Origin of the sequence: Stenotrophomonas sp. 17(2023) (assembly GCF_030345315.1) — a bacterium.
GTDB lineage: Bacteria > Pseudomonadota > Gammaproteobacteria > Xanthomonadales > Xanthomonadaceae > Stenotrophomonas > Stenotrophomonas acidaminiphila.
In genome coordinates, this window is the sequence record NZ_CP128405.1 from 3,214,573 (window position 1) to 3,236,140 (window position 21,568).

22 protein-coding genes and 1 pseudogene are annotated in these 21,568 nt (G+C 68.3%); 9 read left to right on the forward strand and 14 right to left on the reverse strand.

Annotated features, from left to right (window positions below):
* Nucleotides 1–17: 17 nt before the first annotated feature.
* The 10 genes and pseudogenes from QQA12_RS14585 to QQA12_RS14630 all read right to left on the reverse strand — a co-directional run bounded on the left by QQA12_RS14585 (nt 18) and on the right by QQA12_RS14630 (nt 9,649).
* Nucleotides 18–587, reverse strand: coding sequence for a DinB family protein (locus QQA12_RS14585; RefSeq protein ID WP_226049677.1), 570 nt, complete (start codon nt 585–587; stop codon nt 18–20).
* 34 nt (nt 588–621) lie between these two features.
* Nucleotides 622–894 carry a hypothetical protein gene (locus tag QQA12_RS14590; RefSeq protein ID WP_054667926.1) on the reverse strand — a complete coding sequence of 91 codons (273 nt, stop codon included), beginning with the start codon at nt 892–894 and terminating at the stop codon, nt 622–624.
* 232 nt (nt 895–1,126) lie between these two features.
* Entirely contained in the window at nt 1,127–1,600 is a 474-nt protein-coding gene (locus QQA12_RS14595; RefSeq protein WP_152984932.1) for a hypothetical protein, read from the reverse strand.
* Nucleotides 1,601–1,681: 81 nt separating this feature from the next.
* A complete protein-coding gene (locus QQA12_RS14600; RefSeq protein WP_226049678.1) occupies nt 1,682–2,806 on the reverse strand; it encodes an alpha/beta fold hydrolase in 1,125 nt (374 codons plus the stop codon).
* 83 nt (nt 2,807–2,889) lie between these two features.
* The gene (locus tag QQA12_RS14605) at nt 2,890–3,120 is read right to left on the reverse strand and encodes a hypothetical protein (RefSeq protein WP_226049679.1); all 231 of its coding nucleotides are present in this window, start codon (nt 3,118–3,120) and stop codon (nt 2,890–2,892) included.
* A gap of 55 nt (nt 3,121–3,175) precedes the next feature.
* Nucleotides 3,176–4,299: pseudogene (locus QQA12_RS14610) on the reverse strand (IS3 family transposase).
* Nucleotides 4,300–4,733: 434 nt separating this feature from the next.
* Entirely contained in the window at nt 4,734–5,759 is a 1,026-nt protein-coding gene (locus QQA12_RS14615; RefSeq protein WP_226049680.1) for a hypothetical protein, read from the reverse strand.
* Nucleotides 5,760–5,793: 34 nt separating this feature from the next.
* Nucleotides 5,794–6,558: an NrdJb gene (locus tag QQA12_RS14620; RefSeq protein ID WP_054667934.1), complete on the reverse strand. Its 765-nt coding sequence runs from the start codon at nt 6,556–6,558 to the stop codon at nt 5,794–5,796.
* Nucleotides 6,559–6,634: 76 nt separating this feature from the next.
* On the reverse strand, nt 6,635–7,354 hold the full coding sequence (locus QQA12_RS14625; protein WP_226049681.1) for a hypothetical protein: 720 nt from the start codon (nt 7,352–7,354) through the stop codon (nt 6,635–6,637).
* 141 nt (nt 7,355–7,495) lie between these two features.
* Nucleotides 7,496–9,649 carry an adenosylcobalamin-dependent ribonucleoside-diphosphate reductase gene (locus QQA12_RS14630; protein ID WP_054667936.1) on the reverse strand — a complete coding sequence of 718 codons (2,154 nt, stop codon included), beginning with the start codon at nt 9,647–9,649 and terminating at the stop codon, nt 7,496–7,498.
* 462 nt (nt 9,650–10,111) lie between these two features.
* Between QQA12_RS14630 and QQA12_RS14635 the strand changes: the two genes are divergently transcribed.
* The 9 genes from QQA12_RS14635 (at nt 10,112) to QQA12_RS14675 (ending at nt 17,999) form a co-directional block, all read left to right on the forward strand.
* On the forward strand, nt 10,112–11,536 hold the full coding sequence (locus QQA12_RS14635; protein ID WP_054667938.1) for a Do family serine endopeptidase: 1,425 nt from the start codon (nt 10,112–10,114) through the stop codon (nt 11,534–11,536).
* Between the two features lie 96 nt (nt 11,537–11,632).
* On the forward strand, nt 11,633–11,992 hold the full coding sequence (locus QQA12_RS14640) for a hypothetical protein (protein ID WP_054667940.1): 360 nt from the start codon (nt 11,633–11,635) through the stop codon (nt 11,990–11,992).
* Between the two features lie 79 nt (nt 11,993–12,071).
* Nucleotides 12,072–12,497: a phage holin family protein gene (locus QQA12_RS14645; protein WP_225546763.1), complete on the forward strand. Its 426-nt coding sequence runs from the start codon at nt 12,072–12,074 to the stop codon at nt 12,495–12,497.
* Nucleotides 12,494–12,928, forward strand: coding sequence for a protein sip-5 (locus QQA12_RS14650; protein WP_226049682.1), 435 nt, complete (start codon nt 12,494–12,496; stop codon nt 12,926–12,928). The genes QQA12_RS14645 and QQA12_RS14650 overlap by 4 nt, the downstream gene beginning before the upstream one ends.
* 47 nt (nt 12,929–12,975) lie before the next feature.
* Complete coding sequence (locus QQA12_RS14655; protein WP_226049683.1) at nt 12,976–14,070, forward strand: AI-2E family transporter; 1,095 nt, start codon at nt 12,976–12,978, stop codon at nt 14,068–14,070.
* A gap of 38 nt (nt 14,071–14,108) precedes the next feature.
* Nucleotides 14,109–14,837 (forward strand): HAD-IA family hydrolase, encoded by a 729-nt coding sequence (locus tag QQA12_RS14660; protein WP_226049684.1) that lies wholly within the window; start codon nt 14,109–14,111, stop codon nt 14,835–14,837.
* Nucleotides 14,838–14,850: 13 nt separating this feature from the next.
* Nucleotides 14,851–16,218 carry a leucyl aminopeptidase family protein gene (locus tag QQA12_RS14665; protein ID WP_226049685.1) on the forward strand — a complete coding sequence of 456 codons (1,368 nt, stop codon included), beginning with the start codon at nt 14,851–14,853 and terminating at the stop codon, nt 16,216–16,218.
* A gap of 141 nt (nt 16,219–16,359) precedes the next feature.
* The gene (locus QQA12_RS14670) at nt 16,360–17,466 is read left to right on the forward strand and encodes a catalase family peroxidase (protein ID WP_226049686.1); all 1,107 of its coding nucleotides are present in this window, start codon (nt 16,360–16,362) and stop codon (nt 17,464–17,466) included.
* Entirely contained in the window at nt 17,463–17,999 is a 537-nt protein-coding gene (locus QQA12_RS14675; RefSeq protein WP_226049687.1) for a cytochrome b, read from the forward strand. Before QQA12_RS14670 ends, QQA12_RS14675 begins: the two co-directional genes overlap by 4 nt.
* 16 nt (nt 18,000–18,015) lie before the next feature.
* On the opposite strand, the gene QQA12_RS14680 is transcribed toward QQA12_RS14675, so the two are convergent.
* From QQA12_RS14680 to QQA12_RS14695, 4 genes are read right to left on the reverse strand one after another with little or no spacing between them, the layout of a single operon-like run.
* A complete protein-coding gene (locus QQA12_RS14680) occupies nt 18,016–18,618 on the reverse strand; it encodes a response regulator transcription factor (RefSeq protein WP_054667956.1) in 603 nt (200 codons plus the stop codon).
* Nucleotides 18,615–19,805 carry a sensor histidine kinase gene (locus QQA12_RS14685; protein ID WP_226049688.1) on the reverse strand — a complete coding sequence of 397 codons (1,191 nt, stop codon included), beginning with the start codon at nt 19,803–19,805 and terminating at the stop codon, nt 18,615–18,617. The genes QQA12_RS14680 and QQA12_RS14685 overlap by 4 nt, the downstream gene beginning before the upstream one ends.
* A gap of 36 nt (nt 19,806–19,841) precedes the next feature.
* Nucleotides 19,842–20,630, reverse strand: a complete 789-nt coding sequence (locus QQA12_RS14690; protein ID WP_226049689.1) for an ABC transporter permease — start codon at nt 20,628–20,630, stop codon at nt 19,842–19,844.
* Nucleotides 20,630–21,556 (reverse strand): ABC transporter ATP-binding protein, encoded by a 927-nt coding sequence (locus QQA12_RS14695; protein ID WP_226049690.1) that lies wholly within the window; start codon nt 21,554–21,556, stop codon nt 20,630–20,632. The genes QQA12_RS14690 and QQA12_RS14695 overlap by 1 nt, the downstream gene beginning before the upstream one ends.
* Nucleotides 21,557–21,568: the final 12 nt, after the last annotated feature.

Genomic DNA, 21,568 nt, shown 5'->3' on the forward strand with positions numbered 1-21,568 from the left:
GCGTGCGGGCGCGTACCTTACCGCTTCGTCCGCGGGCCCGCATCCGGATCCGCCGTGGGCAGGGCGCCTTCACGCCGCCCGGGCTGGTGCTGGTGGATGAACACGGTATAGGTGTCGGCCGGGTGCGGCACCCGGGCCAGGTCAAGCGCGTGGCCGATGGCGCCGCGGTGGTAGGTGGCATGGTTGAGCACGTGGAACAGGATTTCACGCCGCGTCATGCAGCCGTCGCGACCGTCGGCGAAGCGGAACCGCAGCGCCTGGTCCCATTGCGCCGGCGCCAGCGCGGCCAGATGGGCGGCATACCACTGGTCGGACGCTTCCAGCCGCATGGCCAGCGCCTCCAGGGCCGGCACTTCGGCGGTATTGGTGGCCGCATGCGGCTGCGCCTCGCCCAGCAGCCGCGCGCGGAACAGTTCCTCCACGATCACGATGTGGTTCAACTGCTGCCGCGCGAAGGCGACGCTGGCGGGGAACGCCCGTGCGTCCACGGCGCGTATCGCCTCCAGCGTGCGTTGCATCGCCCAGCGCTTGTAGGCGAAGGCGTCGTCGAACAGGCCGCCGTGCACGCCCGCCGCCGACGACGTCATCGCGGCAGGTCGGGGGCGCGGCGCGAAGCGGGCATCATGCCTCGTCTTCGTCCTCGTCTTCCTCGCCTTCCTCGTCCTCGTCGTCTTCCTCCTCGAACGCGTCCAGCTCCTGCACGCGCACGAAGTTGGGCAGTGCGTCGGCGAAGCCGATCTGCGCGCCATCGGCGATCATCGCCCGCACCTCGCGCTTCATCGCGCTTTCCACCAGTGCGAAGCACACCACGCCCTGCGCGCTTTCCTCGCCGTCTTCGTCGAACACGGCCACCCAGCCGGCCGCGGGCATGATCTGGATGATGTTGTCTTGCATGGACGGTCACCAGGATTGACTGAGCCCCAGAGCTTGCGCGAAGCGCATGGCCAACGCAATCGCGGCGCACCGGTTCATCCCGCTTTCCGCCCCCGGCCGGCGCAGGCAGCCAGGCCCGCGCTGTCACGGCAGGGTCCGCGCCAGCGCGCCCTGCCGCGCACAGCGGCCGCACGGATCGGGCAATGTCAGGCGGACAGCGGACGGCCTTGGCAAGGCCGCGCCGTGGCGGCGCTCAGTCCGCCGCCCAGGTGCCGCCGCCCTGCGCGCAGCTGGCCGGCAGACCTGCCAGGTCGTCGGCCGAGCGTTCGTAGTAGTAACCGTCGAAATCCTGGCCGAACAGGCGCCGGCAGCTGCCCTGCGAGGGCGATGGGCAGGCGTCCATGTAGGTGATCTCGCCCGCCTTGCCCCCCATCTGCGCCGAGGTCTGCGCCAGCCCCTCGCACACGCGCTTGAGCTGGGCCTCGGTGGCGGCCCCCGCGGTCTGCACGCAGTCGCGGGAGCGGATGACCTGGCCGAAAAGCTGGAACTCGCCGGCAATCATGCAGGCGTGCGTGGCACCGCCCTCCGACCCCGCCCCAGCCGCGGTCTCCACCGGCGCATCCGTCGGTGTCGCCGGCGCAGGCGCGTCCGGCGCGCCACAGGCCGCCAGCACGATCATCGCGCCGGTCAACGCCAATGCCCTTCCCTGTCGCCATGCCGATGCCATGCAATGCTCCTTCATCCGGTGAAGGCCGATCATAGCGTGCGCGAGTGTCCTTCGATGGCGCGGGCACCGGGGTGCGGGCCGTCAGCGCCCGTCGGCTTCGCCCCGCAGCGCCAGTGGCCGCACCTGCTCCATCAGGCTGACCAGGGTCCTGCCCGGTTCCTCCCACGGGATCATGTGCGCGGAATGCTCGAACCAGACGCCGCGCTTGTATGGCGCGCGCACCTGCGCCAGCCAGGCCGCGGTCGGTTCCGAAGGCGTGGTGTAGTCGTGGCGCCCCATGAACATCAGCACCGGGATGGGGAACCGCTTCACCCCGCGGTAGTCCACCTGCAGGAACTCATCGAGCAGCCGCCCGAGGGTGAATTCGCTGCCGGCATTGATCGCGCAGCGCGCCGCATCGTCATAGTCGGGCGACAACCGCGGCCCCTGGAAGAAGTAATCCGACTCGCTGCGGAACGCGCTCAGGCCGCCGTAGTACTGCGGCCATTTGCGGGCCACGACGATCCGCTCGCGGGTGATCGGCGCGTCGCCCGGATAGGGTGCGATGGCCTCCATCTCGCGTACCGCTTCGGCATTGCCGCGCTCGCGCGCGGTGCGCAGGCCGTAATCGAAACTGACCCGCTCGTTGGTGCGCACGTCGATCACCTGGCCGATGCCGACATAGGCATGGAACAGGTCCGGGCGCTGCAATGCCGCCTGCATCGCCACCACCGTGCCCCAGCTGTGGCCGACCAGCACGACCTTGCGCTTGTGATGGCGCCTGCGCAGGTAGTCGGCCAGCTCGATGGCATCGTCCACGTAGCGCTGGATGCGCAGCGTGCCGGCCACCTCCTCCCGTGGATTCAGCAGCAGCGTCCGGCCAGCCCCGCGCTGGTCGTAATTGACCACCGTGAAGTACTCCTCCAGCGGCCGCTGGAACTGCCACAGCGTCGGGATCAGCGGCGACGCCGGCCCGCCGTGCACGAACAGCAGCAGCGGGTTGTCGCGGTCCTGGCCGCGCACGTTCACCCATTGCGCGATGCCGCCGATCTGCGCCGCGTAATCCTCCTGCACGCCGCTGGGCGCGACGATGCGCCCCAGGTCGGCGATGATCCCGCGCGCTGGCGCGTAGCTGGAGCGGTCCGGGCAGGCATCCTGCGCGGCAGCCGCCAGGGGCGCCACGGCCAACATGAGCACGGCCAGCATGCGGCGGCTGTATTCGATCATCGTGGTCGGCCTCCACGCCGGCTTGGTGGCAGCGCCGGAAAGCGACGGTCCTACAGCACCATCGCAGTGACGGCGGCGCCGGATCATTCGCCCAGTTCCGGATCCAGCAACAGGAGCGCGGCGGCGGCTGCGGCGAAGTACACACGCTGGTCATCGTCGAGCCGGCGGTCCAGGTGCACGCGGCCGCGGTTGAGCACGTCGACCACGGCGAGCGTGCTGCCGCCGTCGGCAATCGCGTAACCGGTGGGTATCATGCCGCTGACCGGCGTGCCCTGGTAGTCATACACCGCACGCACCGTGTAGTCGCTGCCCAACGGCGACGTCTGTCCGATAGAGTCGACGTCCCCCCGCTTTCAGTAGCGGGGCCCTTTAGAGTCTAGATTTAATCGTAGCGGCTTTGGCCGCGAGTTGTTGGGCATAGGCGGCCGGCGTCAGACCTCCCAGTATCTTATTAGGTCGTTTCTCGTTGTATTCCCGTCGCCAGGTTTCGATCTCGGTACGGGCGTGCAGCAGTGTGGGAAAAACCAGTGCTCGTTGAGGCATTCGTCGCGTAGGCGGCCGTTGAAACTCTCGATGTAGGCGCTCTGATTGAGCTCTCCTGGCTGGATCAAGCGCAACTGCATGCCTCGCTCGTAGGCCCACGTCACCATCGTCTTGCCGCAGAACTCCTTGCCGTTGTCGGTCCGGATCACCCGCGGCAGGCCTCGGGTCAGTGCCAGCCGGTCCAGCACCGTGCCACACCGTAGCCGGAGATCGCCCGCTCCACATCAATCGCTACCGCCTCATGTGTGGCATCGTCGACGATAGTCAGCGCCTTGATTACACGCCCCTCGGCGGTGCGATCGAACACGAACTCCATTGACCAGACCTGCTTGGCTGCCTCCGGCCGCAGCAACGGTTGACGCTCGCCCAGCAGAACTCTCTTCCGCTTGCGCCGACGCACCTGCAACTTGGCATCCTGATACAAGCGTTCCACCCGCTTGCAATTCACCGGCCACTGTTCCTTCCGCAGCTTCAGGTAGATCATCCCAACGCCGTAACGCCTGTGTCGCTGTGCCAGCACCAGGATCCTTTCGCGAAGTTCGATATTGCGATCTGGGCGCGGGCATTGAGCAGTCCGTTTGAGCTAACCCGTACCGCGACTAGTGCCCGCCGCTCTGTGAGCCCGCGCTCCATCAAATGTCGCACCAGCGTCCTGCGCACCGGTGCGCTCACCACTTTTTTCGCAGGGCGTCCTTGATGACGTCGCTCTCCAGCAACTGCTCGGACAGGAACTTCTTCAGCTGGGCATTCTCCGCCTCCAGCCCCTTGAGCCGCTTGGCCTACGGCACACTCATGCCGCCGAATTTGCTGCGCCACAGGTAGCAGGACGCATCACTGAACCCGTGTCGGCGGCACAGCTCCTTCACCGCCATGCCGGCCGCTGCCTCACACAGGAAGCCAATGATCTTTTCTTCGGGAAAGCGCTTCTTCACGTCCAATCTCCGTATCATTGGGGATTGAACTCCAAATCACCGCACTACTCAAAATAGGGGGGGACGTCGCCTAGGCACCGACATCCGTGATTCAACACACCGGCCCAGGCTGACGCAGCATCGCCGTCGAACGATATATCCATTGAGCGAACACCCGTAGACTCGTCGCACACCACATGCTCGCGCTTCCTACTGGGGTAAACGGCGACTAGTCGTGCACCCTCATCGTGTATTCGCAGAGGGCCTGAGTCAGTTTCACTCACATCAAACGAGCGATTAATTAATACCAAAGTAGTTTCGAGCTCCTGCGCGTAACGTGCCGCACAGCCCCGCCACACCAACTCGCTGCATCAAAGAAACAAATGGGAATCAACGTAGAAAGGTCCGACTCAAAATGTCAAAGAGCCATACACGATAAGACCAAAGCAAGCAATTGACCCAGCCCCACCCTGTTAATCCAAGCGCTCAAACCTTGGCTTTGGCGAAATAACCTTTGTCGCCATTTCTTTCACATGAAGCCAATCCGGCGGGTTGACGCTCAACAACGAATGCGTTTGTTTCACAAGGTCCTGCTGCGCAGCCCTATCGAGCTCATACTCAATATCTAGCGCAGACGCCGATTCATACTTTACCAATTGATCTTCAATTCTCTGCGCCATCGGGGTTGGCTTTAGAAAATAAGGAGGCAATTGATGCTTGCCTATACGAATGATAGCCCGTGAAACAGCATGATAAGCATCATTATATAAGCCCATAAATCCGGAGGGATCCGCCAGCGTTACTACCCAAAGTTGCTTATTCGCATCCCACTCAATCCGCTTTGCATTCGCGCGATCTTTGGACTCCGGAACAATACCGACTCGCAACCCCTTACCACCTTCCAAAAGACCGTAATTCGACTTGATCGTTGCAGCAAAGTGACGAACATCCCCCTTAGCTGAAAGAAAAAGATCCGTTTTCCATATCTTCTTAATTCGCTCCTGAAGCTCGGGCTCTGCAACATGCCCCTTGGCTGCTACTGATACCCACTTGCCAAATCCAAATGGTCGCCCATTTCCCTGCGGCAAGAGATAAGAATCTTCACCAGCCTCGGTGACAACAGCATCAAGAAAACCAAGAAACTTCGCCCTCTCTTGACCGAAAAGGATTGAAGCAGGGGCATCATCTTTTACTGATCGCGATGCCTTCTTTAATGCCGCGGCCACGGAGTTTGTCACTGTCGGCTCACCACCAACAATGGCCTCATGCACCGCCCATTCAAACCCATCACCTCTTATACCTTTATCCCTCTCAATTCGCGCGAGTTTCGCCAATTGCCGCATTGTCACTTTTTTAAGAGGTGTATTGAGGTCGCGAAGATCCTCTTCTGTGAGAGAATCGATATGAGCCCTAATAATTGATCTCGCAATCGCATACATTGCGCGCCCACGCTCATCCACCGGAGCATTTTGCTCAATAAACGTTACCTCTACAGCCATACCACCCCTCTCCTTATAGTTGATACCTACTTCCTCAACCGCACTTGCTGTAGCCGCAATTCAGGCAGGTGGCGCACCCGTCCATCACCACCAGCGCCTTGGTGCTGCACTTGTGGCACATGGTGGCGCTGGGCGGGAAGCTGGTGCCTTCGCCGGTGACCTGGACGTCCTCATCGCGCCCGGCTGGGGCGGCGACTACGGCGTCAGTGTTTTTTTTTGAGCGGTCCTCGAACTGCTTGCGCTTCTCGGCGATCAGCGCGCGCTGGTGGGCGCTCATTTCCGGATCGTGCAGCAGCCCGATCGACTTCATGTGGTCCTCGACGATGGAGCCCAGTTCGGCGACCAGCGACGGCATGTACACGCCGCCGGCCTTGAAATAGCCGCCCTTGGGGTCGAACACGGCCTTCATCTCGTCGACGATGAAAGTGACGTCGCCGCCCTTGCGGAACACCGCGGACATGATGCGGGTCAGCGCCACGATCCACTGGAAGTGCTCCATCGACTTGGAGTTGATGAAGATCTCGAACGGACGGCGCAGTTCGTGCTCGGTGCCGGCGTTGAGCACGATGTCGTTGATGGTCACGTAGAAGGCGTGCTCCACCAGCGGCGACTTGATCTTGTAGGTGCTGCCGATCAGCACGTCGGGGCGCTCGATGCGCTCGTGCATGTGCACGATGTTGCTGTCCTGGGCATCGTCCTGCGCCTGTGCGACCGGAGCCTTGGCCGTCGCTTCCCGGGCCTTGTCGTCCGGGGTGATGACGGAATAACCCTTGATTTTCTTGTCGATCTTGACGGCCATGGTGCGGGTCCTGGTTATGCGTTGTGATGCGGGTTGCAGCGTCCCCGCCCGCTGCGGGCGGGGACGCGGGTGCGGCTTACTTGCGGGCGGCCTTCTTGACCGCCTTCTTCACGGTCGCGGTCTTCTTCACGGCCGTCTTGCGCGCCGAAGCGGCTTTCTTCGCCACCGTCTTCTTTGCGGAAGCGGTCTTCCTGGCCACCGTCCTGCTGGCCGAGGCCGCCTTGCCGGCCACCTTCTTCTCGACCTTCTTCACCGCCTTCCTGGCGGCGGCGGTGCGGCTGGCGACTTTCTTGGCGACCTTCTTGCCGGCCTTGTCGACGGCCTTCTTCACCGCGGCGGTCTTCTTGGCGACGGCCTTGGCCACCTTCTTTTCGGCGGCCTTCACCGTCTTCCTGGCCGAGGCGACCTTCTTGACCGCCTTCTTCTCGGCGGCGGCGACGGCCTTCTTGGCGGCGGCCTTCTTGCCGGCACCCTTCTTCTTCAGGGCCACGGCCTCGGCCTTGGCGCTGGCCTTGGCGGCTTCCAGCTTGCGGCGCACGCGGGAAACGGTCTTGCCGACCTCCTTCTTCGCGGCGGCGGCCTTCTTGGCGACGACCTTCTCGGCCTTCTTGACCGCCTTCTTCACCTTGGCGACCTGCCGGGTGGCGCCCGCCTCGACCTTGCGCGCGCGGGTCTTGACCGCGGCAACGGCATCGCCGGCGGTGGCGGCCATGGCGTCACCCAGGCTGGCTGCGCTCTCCTTCACGTTCTCGGCGACCTGGGACACGGTCGCCGTCACACCATTGCCATTGCTCATAAAGCCCTCCTGGGGGCATTGAATCGGTAACGTTGGCGATGCTGGGTTGAAGCCGGTGCAACACGAAGCAGCGCGACAGCCCGGTGGCGGCGGCCACCGTCGCCGCCCCGCGCTGCGACGGGACGGCGTGCGAAGGCGACTTCAGAACTTGCCGTAGTAGCCTTCCTTGAGGGCGTCGAACAGGTTGGCGGCGGTGTGCATTTCGCCGTCGTACTCGATCTGCTCGTTGCCCTTGACCTCCACCACCTGGCCGTCTTCCAGTTCGAAGCGGTAGGTGGTGTTCTCCAGGTCCGCTTCCTTGACCAGCACGCCCTGGAAGGCGGCCGGGTTGAAGCGGAACGTGGTGCAGCCCTTCAGGCCCTGCTGGTGGGCGTAGCGGTAGATGTCCTTGAACTGCTCGTACGGATAGTCGGTGGGGACGTTGGCGGTCTTGGAGATCGAGCTGTCCACCCACTTCTGCGCGGCGGCCTGCACGTCGACGTGCTCCTTCGGCGAGATGTCATCGGCGGCGATGAAGTAGTCCGGCAGGCGCGATTCGGCGTCCTCGGCGAACGGCATGGCCTTGGCGTTGACCAGTTCGCGGTAGGCCAGCAGTTCGAAGGAGAACACGTCCACCTTCTCCTTGCTCTTCTTGCCTTCGCGGATCACGTTGCGGCTGTAGTGGTGCGCGAACGAGGGCTCGATGCCGTTGGAGGCGTTGTTGGCCAGCGACAGGCTGATGGTGCCGGTCGGCGCGATGGAGCTGTGGTGGGTGAAGCGCGCGCCGGTCTCGGCCAGTTCGTCCACCAGTTCCGGGGCGACCGAGGCGATACGCTGCATGTAACGGCTGTAGCGCGCGTGCAGCACCTTGCCCTGGATCTTCTGGCCGACCTTCCAGCCGTCCTTGCGCATCTCCGGACGCTGCCGCAGCATCGCCGCGGTGACCTCGAAGGCCTCCTCCATGATCGGCGCCGGGCCCTTCTCGCGAGCCAGTTCCAGACCGGTTTCCCAGCCGGCCACGGCCATGTCGCGGGCGATGGCTTCGGTGAACTCGCACGACTCCGGCGAACCGTACTTCATGCGCAGCATGGTCAGGGTGCTGCCCAGGCCGAGGAAGCCCATGCCGTGGCGGCGCTTGCGCATGATCTCGTTGCGCTGCTGTTCCAGCGGCAGGCCGTTGACCTCGACCACGTTGTCGAGCATGCGGGTGAACACGCGCACGACTTCCTTGTACTCGTCCCAGTCGAACGAGGCCTTGTCGGTGAACGGGTCGCGCACGAACTTGGTCAGGTTGACCGAGCCCAGCAGGCAGGCGCCGTACGGCGGCAGCGGCTGCTCGCCGCAGGGGTTGGTGGCGCGGATGCTCTCGCACCACCAGTTGTTGTTCATCTCGTTGACGCGGTCGATCAGGATGAAGCCCGGCTCGGCGTAGTCGTACGTCGAGACCATGATCATGTCCCACAGGTGGCGGGCACGGATGTGGCCGTACACCTTGCAGGCCACCAGGCCGTCGTCGCGGACGATGTAGTTCTCGTGGGTCGGCCATTCGCGCCAGACCACTTCCTCGCCGCTGGCCGGATCCAGCTCGGCCTGCTCCTTGGTGTTGATCGGGAACACCAGCGGCCAGTCGGCGTCCTTGTCCACCGCCTCCATGAAGCCGTCGGTGATCAGCAGCGACAGGTTGAACTGGCGCAGGCGGCCGTCCTCGCGCTTGGCGCGGATGAAGTCCTTCACGTCCGGGTGCGACACGTCGAAGGTGCCCATCTGCGCGCCGCGGCGGCCACCGGCCGAGGACACGGTGAAGCACATCTTGTCGTAGATATCCATGAAGGACATCGGCCCGGAGGTGTAGGCGCCGGCGCCGGCGACGAACGCACCGCGCGGGCGCAGGGTGCTGAACTCGTAGCCGATGCCGCAGCCGGCCTTCAGGGTCAGGCCGGCTTCGTGGACCTTCTCCAGGATGCCATCCATCGAGTCGGTGATGGTGCCCGACACGGTGCAGTTGATGGTGCTGGTGGCCGGCTTGTGTTCCTGCGCGCCGGCGTTGGAGGTGATGCGGCCGGCCGGGATCGCGCCACGGCGCAGCGCCCAGACGAAGCGCTCGTACCAGTAGGCACGCTTCTCGTCGCTGCCCTCGGCGTCGGCCAGGGCACGGGCCACGCGCTGGTAGGTGCCGTCGATATCGGCATCCAGCGCCTGCCCGGCCTTGGTCTTGAGGCGGTACTTCTTGTCCCAGATGTCCTGCGAGGCGGGCTGCAGGGGGATAAGGTCCGATCGGGTTGGGTTGCTGACCACTTCCAGACGCACCGTGCTCATGATGGTGGAAACTCTCCTTGTGCACCTTGCGGTGCGTTTACCGTTTCCCCGGTCGGGCGGGGCTGCAACGACGACGATGCCGGCGCGTGGTCACGCGCCTGCGGGCGGGCGGGGATTGGTCCGGCGAGGGCCGGGGGTCTGCATCGCTTCCGTCGTCATTGCACGCCTTCCTATGGGGTGCCTGCACCCCGGGCCTCAACCCTACTTCTTGGGGACGCATTTCACATCAACCCAACATCTAGTGGCTGATGGCGATGCCAAGCTTACCCACCGCATGGGTGATGTCAAACGAAAAATCTGCCCCCGGGATCTTGCAATCCGCGCAGGGCTTGGCGTCCCTGCGATTGCGGCGCTGCGGAATGTTTCATTGTCGATTTAGGTCGCTGCCGCCACACTCCATTCAGCCACTCCCGCCCCACCCGGACGCCCCGCGCGGCGTCCCCGCATGGAACCCCGGCCCTTATGCGACCGCTCCCGACCCTGCTCACCCTCGCCCTGGCCGCCGCCTTCGGTGGTTTCACCGCCAGCGCCATCAACGCCCACCTGGACAACCGCGCCCAGGCGTCCACCGGTGCCATGCTGCCCGCCACCGCGGCGTTGCCGGCCTCCGTCGCCGGGCAGCCGGTGCCGTCGCTGGCGCCGATGCTGGAACGGGTGATGCCGGCGGTGGTCAGCGTCAACACCAAGCAGGTGGTACGGGTGCGCAACCCGTTCTTCGACGACCCGTTCTTCCGCCGCCTGTTCCCGCAGGTACCGCAGGAGCGCATCAACGAGTCGCTGGGCTCGGGCGTGATCATCGACGCGGCCAGGGGCTACGTGCTGACCAACCACCACGTGATCGAGAACGCCGACGACGTGCAGGTGACGCTGGCCGACGGGCGCACGGTCAAGGCCGAGTTCCTGGGTTCGGACCGCGACACCGACATCGCGCTGATCCGCATCCCCGCGGAGAAGCTCACCGCGCTGCCGCTGGGCGACAGCGACCAGCTGCGCACCGGCGACTTCGTGGTGGCCATCGGCAACCCGTTCGGCTTCAGCCAGACGGTGACCTCGGGCATCGTCTCGGCGGTGGGCCGCAGCGGCATCCGCGGGCTGGGCTACCAGAACTTCATCCAGACCGACGCCTCGATCAACCCGGGCAATTCCGGCGGCGCGCTGGTCAACCTGGCCGGCCAGCTGGTCGGCATCAACACCGCCAGCTTCAACCCGCAGGGCAGCATGGCCGGCAACATCGGCCTGGGCCTGGCCATTCCCTCCAACCTCGCCCGCGACGTGGTCGAGCAGCTGATCACCAAGGGCGTGGTGGTGCGCGGCACGCTGGGCGTGGAAACCCAGAACCTGAGTCCGCAGATCGCGCAGGGGCTGGGCCTGGCCGAAGCGCGCGGCGCGCTGGTCACGCGGGTGCTGGCCGGCTCGGCCGCGGCGGCCGCCGGGCTGCGCGCCGGCGACGTGGTCACCGCGATCAACGGTCAGCGCGTGGACAACGCCCAGGCACTGCACAACTTCGAGGGCCTGCAGCCGGTGGGCCGGGTCGTCGAGCTCGACGTGCGCCGCGACGGCAAGCCGCTGCAGCTCAAGGCCACGCTCAAGGAACAGCCGCGCGCGGTGACCGGTGATACGCTGGACCCGCGCCTGTCCGGCGCCACGTTCGTCGACCTGCCCGAATCGGCACGCCAGTCCGGCCTCAACGGCGTACTGGTCAGCGAGGTGGCGCGCGGCAGCCGCGCCGCGCAGTCCGGGCTGGCCGGTGGCGATATCGTGCTTGCCGCGAGCAGCGGCGAGTTCGTCGATCTGGCCAGCTGGCGCGCGAGTTTCAGCCCGCGCCCGCCGCAGCTGGTGCTGAGCATCGTGCGCGGCAACACGCAGGGACAGCTGGTGATGCGATGATCGGCCGGCGCCCGTAACGTTCCTTACACCCGGCCGCTGGTATTGCTTTCCCTGCGCCCCACGCTGGCGTCCCCCCGAACCGAAGGAGACGAAACAATGAGCCCCACCAACACCGACACCATGAAGGACCATCTGGGCGACGCCGGATCGCACCTGAAATCGGCCGCGCGCGCCGCCGGCTCGGCGGTCAAGGACGCGGCCGGCCTGGCCGGCGACGAACTGCGCCTGGGCAAGGCCAACGTCAAGGCCGAGCTGTCCGACAGCGCCCTGTCCGGGCTGGCAGCCGCCGAGCTGTCCGGCGCCGCCGCCAAGGAGCAGATGGACGCGCTGATGGACAAGGGCAAGGACCTGATCGACAGCGCCGCCGACCTGATCCGCGAGCGCCCGCTGGCCTCGTTCGGCGTGGCCTTCGCCGCCGGCTGGATCATCGCCAAGCTCGCCCGCAGCAACGACTGACGCGGGCGTGGGCGACAACGCGCCACCATCCGGCGCCACCGGAAACGGCAACGACGAGGCCGGCAACACGGCGCCGGGGCTGGAGGAGAGCATCCGCCAGGTCGGCAGCGCCGGCCGGCAGACGCTGGACTCGGCGACCCACACGCTGCGCTCGCTGCGGCGACTGGCCTCGGCCGATTTCGCCCTGGCCCGCAGCGCCTTCGGCCGCGGCCTGGCCTGGAGCGGCGTGGCCATCGTGTTCGGCGCCTCGGCGTGGCTGCTGCTGGCGGCCACGCTGATCGCCCTGCTGCATTCCCTGGGGTTGTCCTGGTTCGTGTCGCTGCTGGTCACCTCGCTGACCAGCCTGGCGGTCACCGGCTACGCGATCTGGCGGGTCACCTATTTCTTCCACCACACCGGCATGCACGCCACCCGCCGGCAGCTGTCGCGGCTGGGCCTGTTCGACGAACCGGCCGAGGACGACCCGGACGCCGACGTCGAGGTACCCGGGGAGCGGACACCATGAACTTCGAGGCCCTGCAGCGCCGCGTGCGCCGCACCGAAGCCGTCGTGCAGGTGCGCATGGACGAAACCGTGCAGCAATGGGACACGCTGCAGGCGACCTGGCGCCGCAGCTGGACGCCCGGCCGCATCGTCATCGCCGGGCTGGCCGGCGGTTTCGTCGCCGGCAAGCTGGAACCCGGCGGCGCCTTCAGCGGCGCTCGCTGGCTGCAGATGATCGGCTCGGTCTCCGGGCTGGTGGCATCGGCGCAGGCGTCGATCGCCGCCCTGCAGGAAGCGGGGCTGGCCGCGGCTGCCGCGGCGACCGCGGAAGCGGCCAGCGATGACGCCACGCACCCGGACGAGCCGGCACCCGCGCAGCCTGCGCAGCCGCAACCGGCGCCCGGCACGCCGCCGCAGGCGGCCGCGGCCGCCACCGAACTGTCCGAACCCTGATCCGCGCGGCCAGCGGCCGCGCCCCTACCGCCCCGGAGTGCCGCCCGATGTCCGCCCTGTCGCCCGACACGTCCACGGCACCCGACCTGGCCCCACCCGCGCCGCGCCCGCGCGCGTCCACCGCCCTGCTGGTGCTGGCCACGCTGGCGGTGGGTGCGACGCTGTGGGCGGCGCAGGACGTGATCCTGCCGGTGCTGCTGGCGATGTTCTTCGCCCTGGTCGGCAACCCGATCATCCGCCTGCTGCAGAAACTGCGCCTGCCGCGCTTCCTGGCCGCATTGCTGGTACTGGCACTGGGCCTGGCCAGCGCCGGCGCGCTGGCGGTGCAGCTGGCCGGGCCGGCCGCCGACTGGTTCGCCGAGACGCCGCAGCAGCTGCGCGAGGTCTCGCGCAAGGTCCGCGACCTGGTACGCCCGGTGCAGCAGGCCAACCAGGCCGCCGAGAGCTTCGCCCGCGCCGCCGGCGGCGAGGACAACCGCAAGGTGGAAGTGATCCGCACCCGCCTCGACGACCCCTACAAGGTGCTGGTGCGCACGCCGCGGCTGGCCGCCTCGGCACTGGCGGTGGTGCTGCTGACCCTGTTCTTCATGATCTACGGCGAAACCCTGCAGCGGCACGTGATCGCGCTGCTGCCCAACCGCCAGCAGAAGCGCTTCACCACCGACATCCTGCGCGCGATGGAACGCGAGGTCTCGCGCTACGTGCTGACCATCACCATCATCAATGCGCTGGTCGGGCTGGCCCTGGCCGGGGTGCTGGTGCTGCTGGGCATCGCCGCGCCCGAGGCGCTGCTGTGGGGCACGGTCGCCATGCTGCTGAACTTCGCGCCGTACGTGGGCCCGCTGATCGGCATCGCGCTGATGCTGCTGGTCGGCCTGACCCAGTTCCGCGAGCCGCTGGCGGTGGCGGCGCCGGCGCTGGCCTACCTGGCCCTGCACACCCTGGAGGGGCAGCTGGTCACGCCGATCGTGCTGGGCCGGCGCATGGCGATCTCGCCGTTGATGCTGGTGCTGGCGCTGATGCTGTTCGGCTGGCTGTGGGGCATCGTCGGCCTGTTGCTGGCGGTACCGCTGCTGGTCTGCGCCAAGCTGGTGCTGGCGCGGCTGGACGGCATGCAGGGCTGGGCCCGGCTGCTGGAATAGGCAAGGCGCCGCCCGCCGCGCTGCCGTAAAATGGGCCGGTGAACTTTCCTGTCCTAGCCATCACCCTCGACCTGGACGACACGCTGTGGCCGTTCGCTCCCATCGGCGCCCGCATCGACCAGGTGCTGCACGACTGGATGCGCGTCCACAGCCCGGCCACGGCGGCGATGTACCCGGTGGAAGCCATGCGCGAGCTGCGCGTGCGCACCTTCGACGACAACCCGCACCTGCACCATGACCTGAGCGCGCTGCGCCGGCTGACCCTGGCCGAGGCGCTGGAGAACAGCGGTGCCGGCCTGGATCTGCTGGAGCCGGCCTACGAGGCGTTCTACGCCGCGCGCAACCAGGTGGAGTTCTACCCCGACGCCCTGGATGCCCTGCACCGCATCGCCGCGCGGGTACCGGTCGCGGCGGTCAGCAACGGCAACGCCGACCTGCAGCGCATCGGCATCGGCGGCTTGTTCGCCTTCCAGCTGGGCTCGCGCGAATTCGGCGCGGCCAAGCCGGACCCGGGCATCTTCCACGCCGCCTGCGCGCGGCTGGGCGTGGACCATGCCCATGTCCTGCACGTCGGCGACCACGCCGAGATGGACGTGGCCGGGGCCATGCGCGCCGGCCTGCGCGGCTGCTGGATCAACCGCGACTCCCACCCCTGGACCCACGCCGGCCTGCAGCCGGACCTGCAGTTCGACACCCTCACCGGACTGGCCGACTGGCTGGACGGCAACGCACCGCTGCCGCCGCTCCCCGCCGGCCCCGGCGCCTGATACGAGACCTGCCATGACCCCCATCAACGCCTTCACCTCCGATTCCGCCGGTGCCCTGCCGCTGCACGTGCTCGACAAGGCGACCTTCGCTGCATGGCTGGACGCCCAGCCGGCCGCCACGCAGGCGTGGCTGAGGAGCCAGCAGTTCGCCGCCGCGCCCGGCAGCGTGGCGCTGCTGCCCGGGAGCGACGGACTGGCCGGCGCGGTGCTGGGCGTCGGCGACCGCGCCGATGCCCATGCCTACGCGCACGCCCCGTTCGCACTGCCGGCCGGCAGCCGCTGGCAGCTGGCCAACACGCTCGATGCCGCCGAGCTCGCCAACCTGCACCTGGGCTGGGGCCTGGGCAGCTACCGCTTCGCCCGCTACCGCAAGCCGGCGCGGCTGCCGGCGCAGCTGGCCGCCACGCCGTCGCCGGAAGTGCTGGACGTGCTCGCCGCCTGCCTGCGCGTGCGCGACTGGGTCAACACCCCGACCGAGGACATGGGCCCGCAGCAGCTGGAAGACGCCGCGCGCGCACTGGCCGAAGCCCACGGCGGCACGCTGGAAGTGATCGCCGGCGACGAGCTGCTGGAGATGAATTTTCCCACCATCCATGCCGTCGGCCGCGCCTCGCACCGCGCACCGCGGCTGATCGTGCTGCGCTGGGGCGAGGAAACCGCCCCGCACCTGGCGCTGGTCGGCAAGGGCGTGTGCTTCGACACCGGCGGACTGGACCTGAAGCCGGCCGACGGCATGCGCAACATGAAGAAGGACATGGGCGGCGCCGCGCACGCGCTGGCGCTGGCCGGGCTGGTCATGGCCCGGCAGCTGCCGGTGCGGCTCACCCTGGTGGTGCCGGCGGTGGAGAACGCGGTCGGCCCCGATGCGTTCCGTCCGGGCGAGGTCATCACCACGCGCAAGGGCCTTACGGTGGAGATCGACAACACCGACGCCGAGGGCCGCCTGATCCTGTGCGACGCACTGGCATACGCCAGCGAGATGCAACCCGACGCGATCATCGATTTCGCCACTCTCACCGGTGCCGCGCGCATCGCCCTGGGGCCGGACCTGCCGGCGCTGTTCGCCAACGACGACACGCTCGCCCGGCAGTGGCTGGACGCCGGCGAACAGACCCGCGACCCGGTGTGGCGCATGCCGTTGTGGCGCCCCTACCAGCGCTACCTCAACAGTGGCATCGCCGACATGGCCAATGCCGGTTCGCGCATGGCCGGCAGCGTCACCGCCGCGCTGTACCTGGAACGCTTCGTCGACGAAGGCCGGACCTGGGCGCACCTGGACGTCTACGCCTGGAACGACAGCGACCGCCCGGGCCGCCCGGCCGGTGGCGAAGCGCTGGCGCTGCGCTCGGCGTGGGCGATGCTCAAGGCGCGTTACGGCTGACGCCGGCATTGCCGGCCGGCGTGGTCCGGCCGCTGCTGCCCGGAGTGGGGAAGATCTGACGAAAAATTGAATTTTTCCGGCTGCCCGGTTCTGCGACGATGTGCGGGCCCTTCCCATGCTCGACCCAGGCAGGACCGCGACATGCCACTGTTCCCCTACACCCGCGCCGGCCGCCAGCCGCCGGCCCCGCGCCGGCACACGCCGTTGCCCTGGATCGCGCTGATCGCGCTGATCCTGGGCGCCATCGCCCTGGCCTTCGCCTGGCTGGCCGGCTGGATCGGCCGCGAGCGGCTGACCGCGCAACGCTTCACCGACACCATCGAGGCGACCGGCGCGGCCCATCCCGGCTTCCGCCGCGCGCACAGCAAGGGCGTGTGCGTGGGCGGCTGGTTCGAACCCAGCGCGCAGGCGCCGTCGCTGTCGCGTGCGCGCGTGTTCGCGCAGCCGCGGGTGCCGGTGCTCGGCCGCCTGTCGATCGGCGGCGGCGACCCACATGGCGCCGACGGCAATGCGCGGGTGCGCAGCATCGCCCTGCAGCTGGTCGGCGACGATGGCCAGGAATGGCGGATGGCGATGAACAGCTTCCCGTTCTTCGCGGTACCCACGCCCGAGGCCTTCTTCGAACAGACCCGCGCGCAGGTGCCGGATCCTGCCACCGGCAAGCCCGATCCGGCGAAGATGGCCACGGTGCTGGCGAAGTACCCCAGCGCGCAGGCGTTCCAGCAATGGGCGCGGACCGCGCCGTGGACCGACAGCTGGGCCAACACCACGTTCAACGGCATCAACAGCTTCTGGTTCACCAATGCGCAGGGCCAGAAGCGCGCGGTGCGCTGGCGCTGGCAGCCGCAGGCACCGGTGGTCGAGCTCGACGCCGCGGCGCGCGGGCGCGTCGACGCGGATTTCCTCAGCCAGGACCTGCAGCGCCGGCTGGCTGCCGGGCCACTGCGCTGGAACCTGGTGGTCAGCCTCGCCGGCCCCGGCGATGCGATCGACGATCCCTCGGTTCCCTGGCCGGCATCGCGCACGGAAGTGATGGCCGGCGTGCTCAGCCTGGACCGCATGCAGTCGCAGGAACAGGGCGCCTGCGGCGAACTGAACTTCGATCCGCTGATCCTGCCCGACGGCATGCGCGGCAGCGATGACCCGGTGCTGGCGGCGCGCTCGGCGATCTATTCGCAGTCGTTCAACCGCCGCGAGCGCGAACGCGCCGCCGGCGCCCCGGCGCAGCCGCAGGAGGCCACGCGATGAGCACCGGCAACGGCCATTTCAACCTGCTGGCGCGGGTGCTGCACTGGTCCATGGCGGTGATGATCGTCGCCATGCTGTTCATCGGCGTGACCATGGTCGCCTCGCTGCACCTGCGGCCGCTGCTGATCGACCTGCACCGCCCGCTGGGCATCGCCATCGGCGTGCTGGCACTGCTGCGCCTGTACAACCGGCTGCGCCACCGCCCGCCACCGCTGCCGGCCGACCTGCCGGCGTGGCAGGCACGGGCGGCACGGGCCTCGCACGCGATGCTGTACGCGCTGATGCTGGCGATGCCGCTGATCGGCTGGGCCATGCTCTCGGCCGGCGGCTATCCCATCGTGCTGTGGGGTGGCGTGCACCTGCCGGCGATCGTGCCGCATACCCCGGCGCTGTACGCGGCGCTGCGTGGCGCGCATGGCCTGCTGGCCTACGTGCTGTTCGCCACCGTGCTGGCGCACGTCGGCGCGGCGCTGTTCCACCTGTGGGTGCGCCGCGACGGCGTGTTCCAGGCGATGGCGCGCGGCCGCGACTGAACGCACGCGGCCGCGGCTACAGCCAGCCTTTCTGCCGTGCCAGCCGGTGTGCCTCGATGCGGTTGGCCACGCCCAGCTTGCCGATGCACTCGGACAGGTAGTTGCGCACGGTGCCGTGCGACAGGCCCAGCTGTTCGGCGATCTCGTTGGCCGAACGGCCCTCGCCGGCCAGCCGCAGCACCTGGCGCTCGCGGTCGTTGAGCGGATCGGCCTCCGACCAGGCCTCCACCGCCAGCTGCGGATCGATGGCGCGGCCGCCGCGATGCACCTGGCGCAGCGCATCGGCCAGTTTTTCCGCCGGCGCGTCCTTGAGCAGGTAGCCCTGCACGCCGGCATCCAGGGCGCGGCGCAGGAAGCCACCGCGGGCGAAGGTGGTGACGATCACCACCTTCACCGCCAGCCCGTGGCGCTGCACGCGCTGGGCCAGCTCCAGCCCGGTCAGCCCCGGCATCTCGATGTCGGTGACCAGCACGTCCGGGCCCAGCCGCTGCAGCTCGCGCCACGCCGCCTCGCCATCGGCGGCGGTCCCCACCACCTCGAGGTCGGGCTCCAGGCCCAGCAGCGCGGACAACGCGCCGCGCACCATCGCCTGGTCCTCCGCCAGCAGGATGCGGATCATGCGCGCGCCTCCAGCGCCGGCGGTCCCGGCATGTCGCTGGCGGCAGGCGCGGCCACGGCCTCCCCGATCGGTACGGCCACCGTCAGGCGGGTGCCGCCACCGCGCGGCGAATCGATGCGCAGGGTGCCGCCCAGCGCCGCCACCCGCTCGTGCATGCCGGCCAGGCCATTGCCGTTGGCCGATACGCCGCCACGGCCATTGTCGGTCACGTCCAGCAGCACCGTGCCGGCCTCGACCCGCAGTGCGATCATCGCCTCGCTGGCCTGCGCGTGGCGGGCGATGTTGGTGACCGCCTCGCGCAGCACCATCGCCAGCCCGCATTCGATCCAGGCCGGCATCGGTGGTGGCGGCGCATGCCGCAGGTGCACGTGCGAGGACTCAAGCAGCAGGTGCGCCGACGCCAGCTCGGCAGCCATGTCGGCGGCGCGGAAGCCGGTCACCGCGCTGCGCACCTGGGCCAGCGCATCGCGCGCGATCTGCTCGGCCTCGGCCAGCTCACGGCGCGAACGCACCGGGTCGCGCTCGAACAGCTTGCGCGACAGCTCCATCTTCAGCGTGATCAGCGACAGCGTATGCCCGAGCAGGTCGTGCAGGTCGCGGCCGATGCGCTCGCGTTCGGCCGTGGCCGCCAGCCGCCGCACCTCCTCGTGCGACAAGCGCAGCGCGGCGTCCTTCTCGTTGCTGGCGCGCTCGACGTTGACGATCAGGCCGATGATCACCGTCAGCGCCGGGATCCAGGCCACGACCTGCCATGGATAGCCGATCCACGCGGCCAGCGCGACGAAGCCGGCGTTGAGCAGCGCCAGCTCCAGCAGGTACCGGCGCACGCTGATGCAGCGGTTGGAGCGCAGCATCACGCATCCGAACACGAAGTAGTTCATGCCCGATGGATAGCTGCGCAGCAGTGCCATCGACAGCACGATCATCGCCAGTGCGAACAGCGGTGCGTTGCGCCGCGACGCCACCAGGGTCATCACGAACAGCACGATGAACAGCGGATACGACCACAACGTGATCAGCGCCCAGTGCAGGGTGAAGCCCGCGCCGAACATCGGGGTCAGGAACACCCACACCGTCCACAACAGGTGCACGGCGTCGATCCAGGGCCACTTGCCGAGCTTGAGGTTGTCGGCCACCACCGAATCGGGGGCGGGCTTCAGCCAGGCGGGGATATGGCGGTGGTTCACGGGGCGGTTCCTGTCGCGCAGGCGTCGATCATGCCATCAGCCATGGCGGCGCAGGCGGCGCACGGCGATGGCCAGCACCCCGGCGGTGAACACGGCCAGCCACAGCACGTGCGGCCAGGCGCTGCCGGTATCGAAGCCGAGCGCCGACTGCGCCAGCGCATTGAGGTGGTAGCTGGGCCACAGCGGGGCCTGCGCGCGCACCAGCGGCGGCAGCATCTGCAGCGGGAACCACAACCCGGACAGGAACGCCATCGGCAGGTACAGCAGGTTGACCACGGCCGGCGCGCCATGGCCCTTGACCAGGGTGCCCAGCAGCAGCCCCAGTGCGCAGAACGGGATCGCGCCCAGGACGCAGACCAGGCCCAGCTGGAGCATCTGCGCGACCTGCAGCTGCACGTGCGCCAGGGCCAGCCCCAGCGCCTGCAGCACGGCGCTGATCAGCGCGGCCATCAGCATCGCCATCACCATCTTGCCGGCCAGGTACGCGGCCGGCGGCATCGGCAGCGCGCGCTTGAGGGTGAGCAGGCCGTTGTCGCGTTCCAGCGCCAGCGACATGCCGAAGCCGAACAGGCCCGGCGCCATCACCCCGAAGCTGGAGTACGACGCCAGCAGGTAGCGCGGCGCCTCCGCCGGGCCGTGCCCGCCGAGCACCACCCCGAACATCACGAAGAACACCGCCGGGAACAGCAGCGTCGGCAGCAGGAACGACGGGCTGCGCAGATAGCGCAGGCATTCGGCGCGTGTTTCCTGCAGGTAGGCGGCGAACACCCGGCCGCGCGGCATGGGCGCCAGCGCGCCGGTGAAGGAGGATCGCAGGGTATCCATCAGGCCGCCTCGCGCGGGTCGAAGGAAGCGACGGCTTGGTCGCGGGTCAGGTCGCAGAACGCCTCGTCCAGGCCGGCGGCCTGCACTTCCAGGCCGGCCAGTGCCGGATCGGCCTCGAGCAGTCGCCGCACCACCATCTCCACCTGGTCGCTGGCGAGCTGCAGCCAGGCGCCGTCGCGGTGTACCTGGCGTACCCCCGGCCAGGTGGCCACCGCCGCGGACTCGAGCGCGGACCGGCAACGCACCCGCCGGGTTTCCACCCGTGCGCGCAGCGCATCGACACTGCCGTCGCTGACGATGCGCCCGCGCACCAGCACGCAGACGCGGTCGGCCAGCTGCGCGGCCTCTTCGAGGTAGTGGGTGGTCAGCACCACCGCCACGCCCTCGCCGGCCAACGCGCGCACGGTGGCCCACAGGCGCTGCCGCGCCGGCAGGTCCAGGCCCACCGTGGGTTCGTCCAGGAACAGCAGGCGCGGGCGTCCACACAGGGCGATGGCGAACTGCACGCGCCGCTGCTGCCCGCCGGACAGCTTGCCGTAGGGCCGCCCGAGCAGATCGCCGATCCCCGCCAACGCCGCGCTGTCGGCAAGCGGACGCGGTGCCGGGTAGTAGCTGGCGGTCAGCCGCAGCAGCTCGCCGACCTTCAGCGTCGGCGGCAGCGCCGCGTCCTGCAGCATCACGCCGATGCCGCGACGTGGCGCCACCTGCTGCGGATCCTGCCCGAACAGGCGTACCTGGCCGGCGTCGGCGCGCAGCAGGCCCAGCAACAGGCCGATGGTGGTGGTCTTGCCGGCGCCGTTGGGCCCAAGCAGGGCCAGCACCTGCCCGGCATGCAGGTCCAGGTCCACGCCGTCCAGCGCCTGCAGCGCGCCATAGCGCTTGCGCACCCCGCGCAGGCTCGCCAGTACTTCACCGCTCGCGTCCATCCGCTCGCCTCC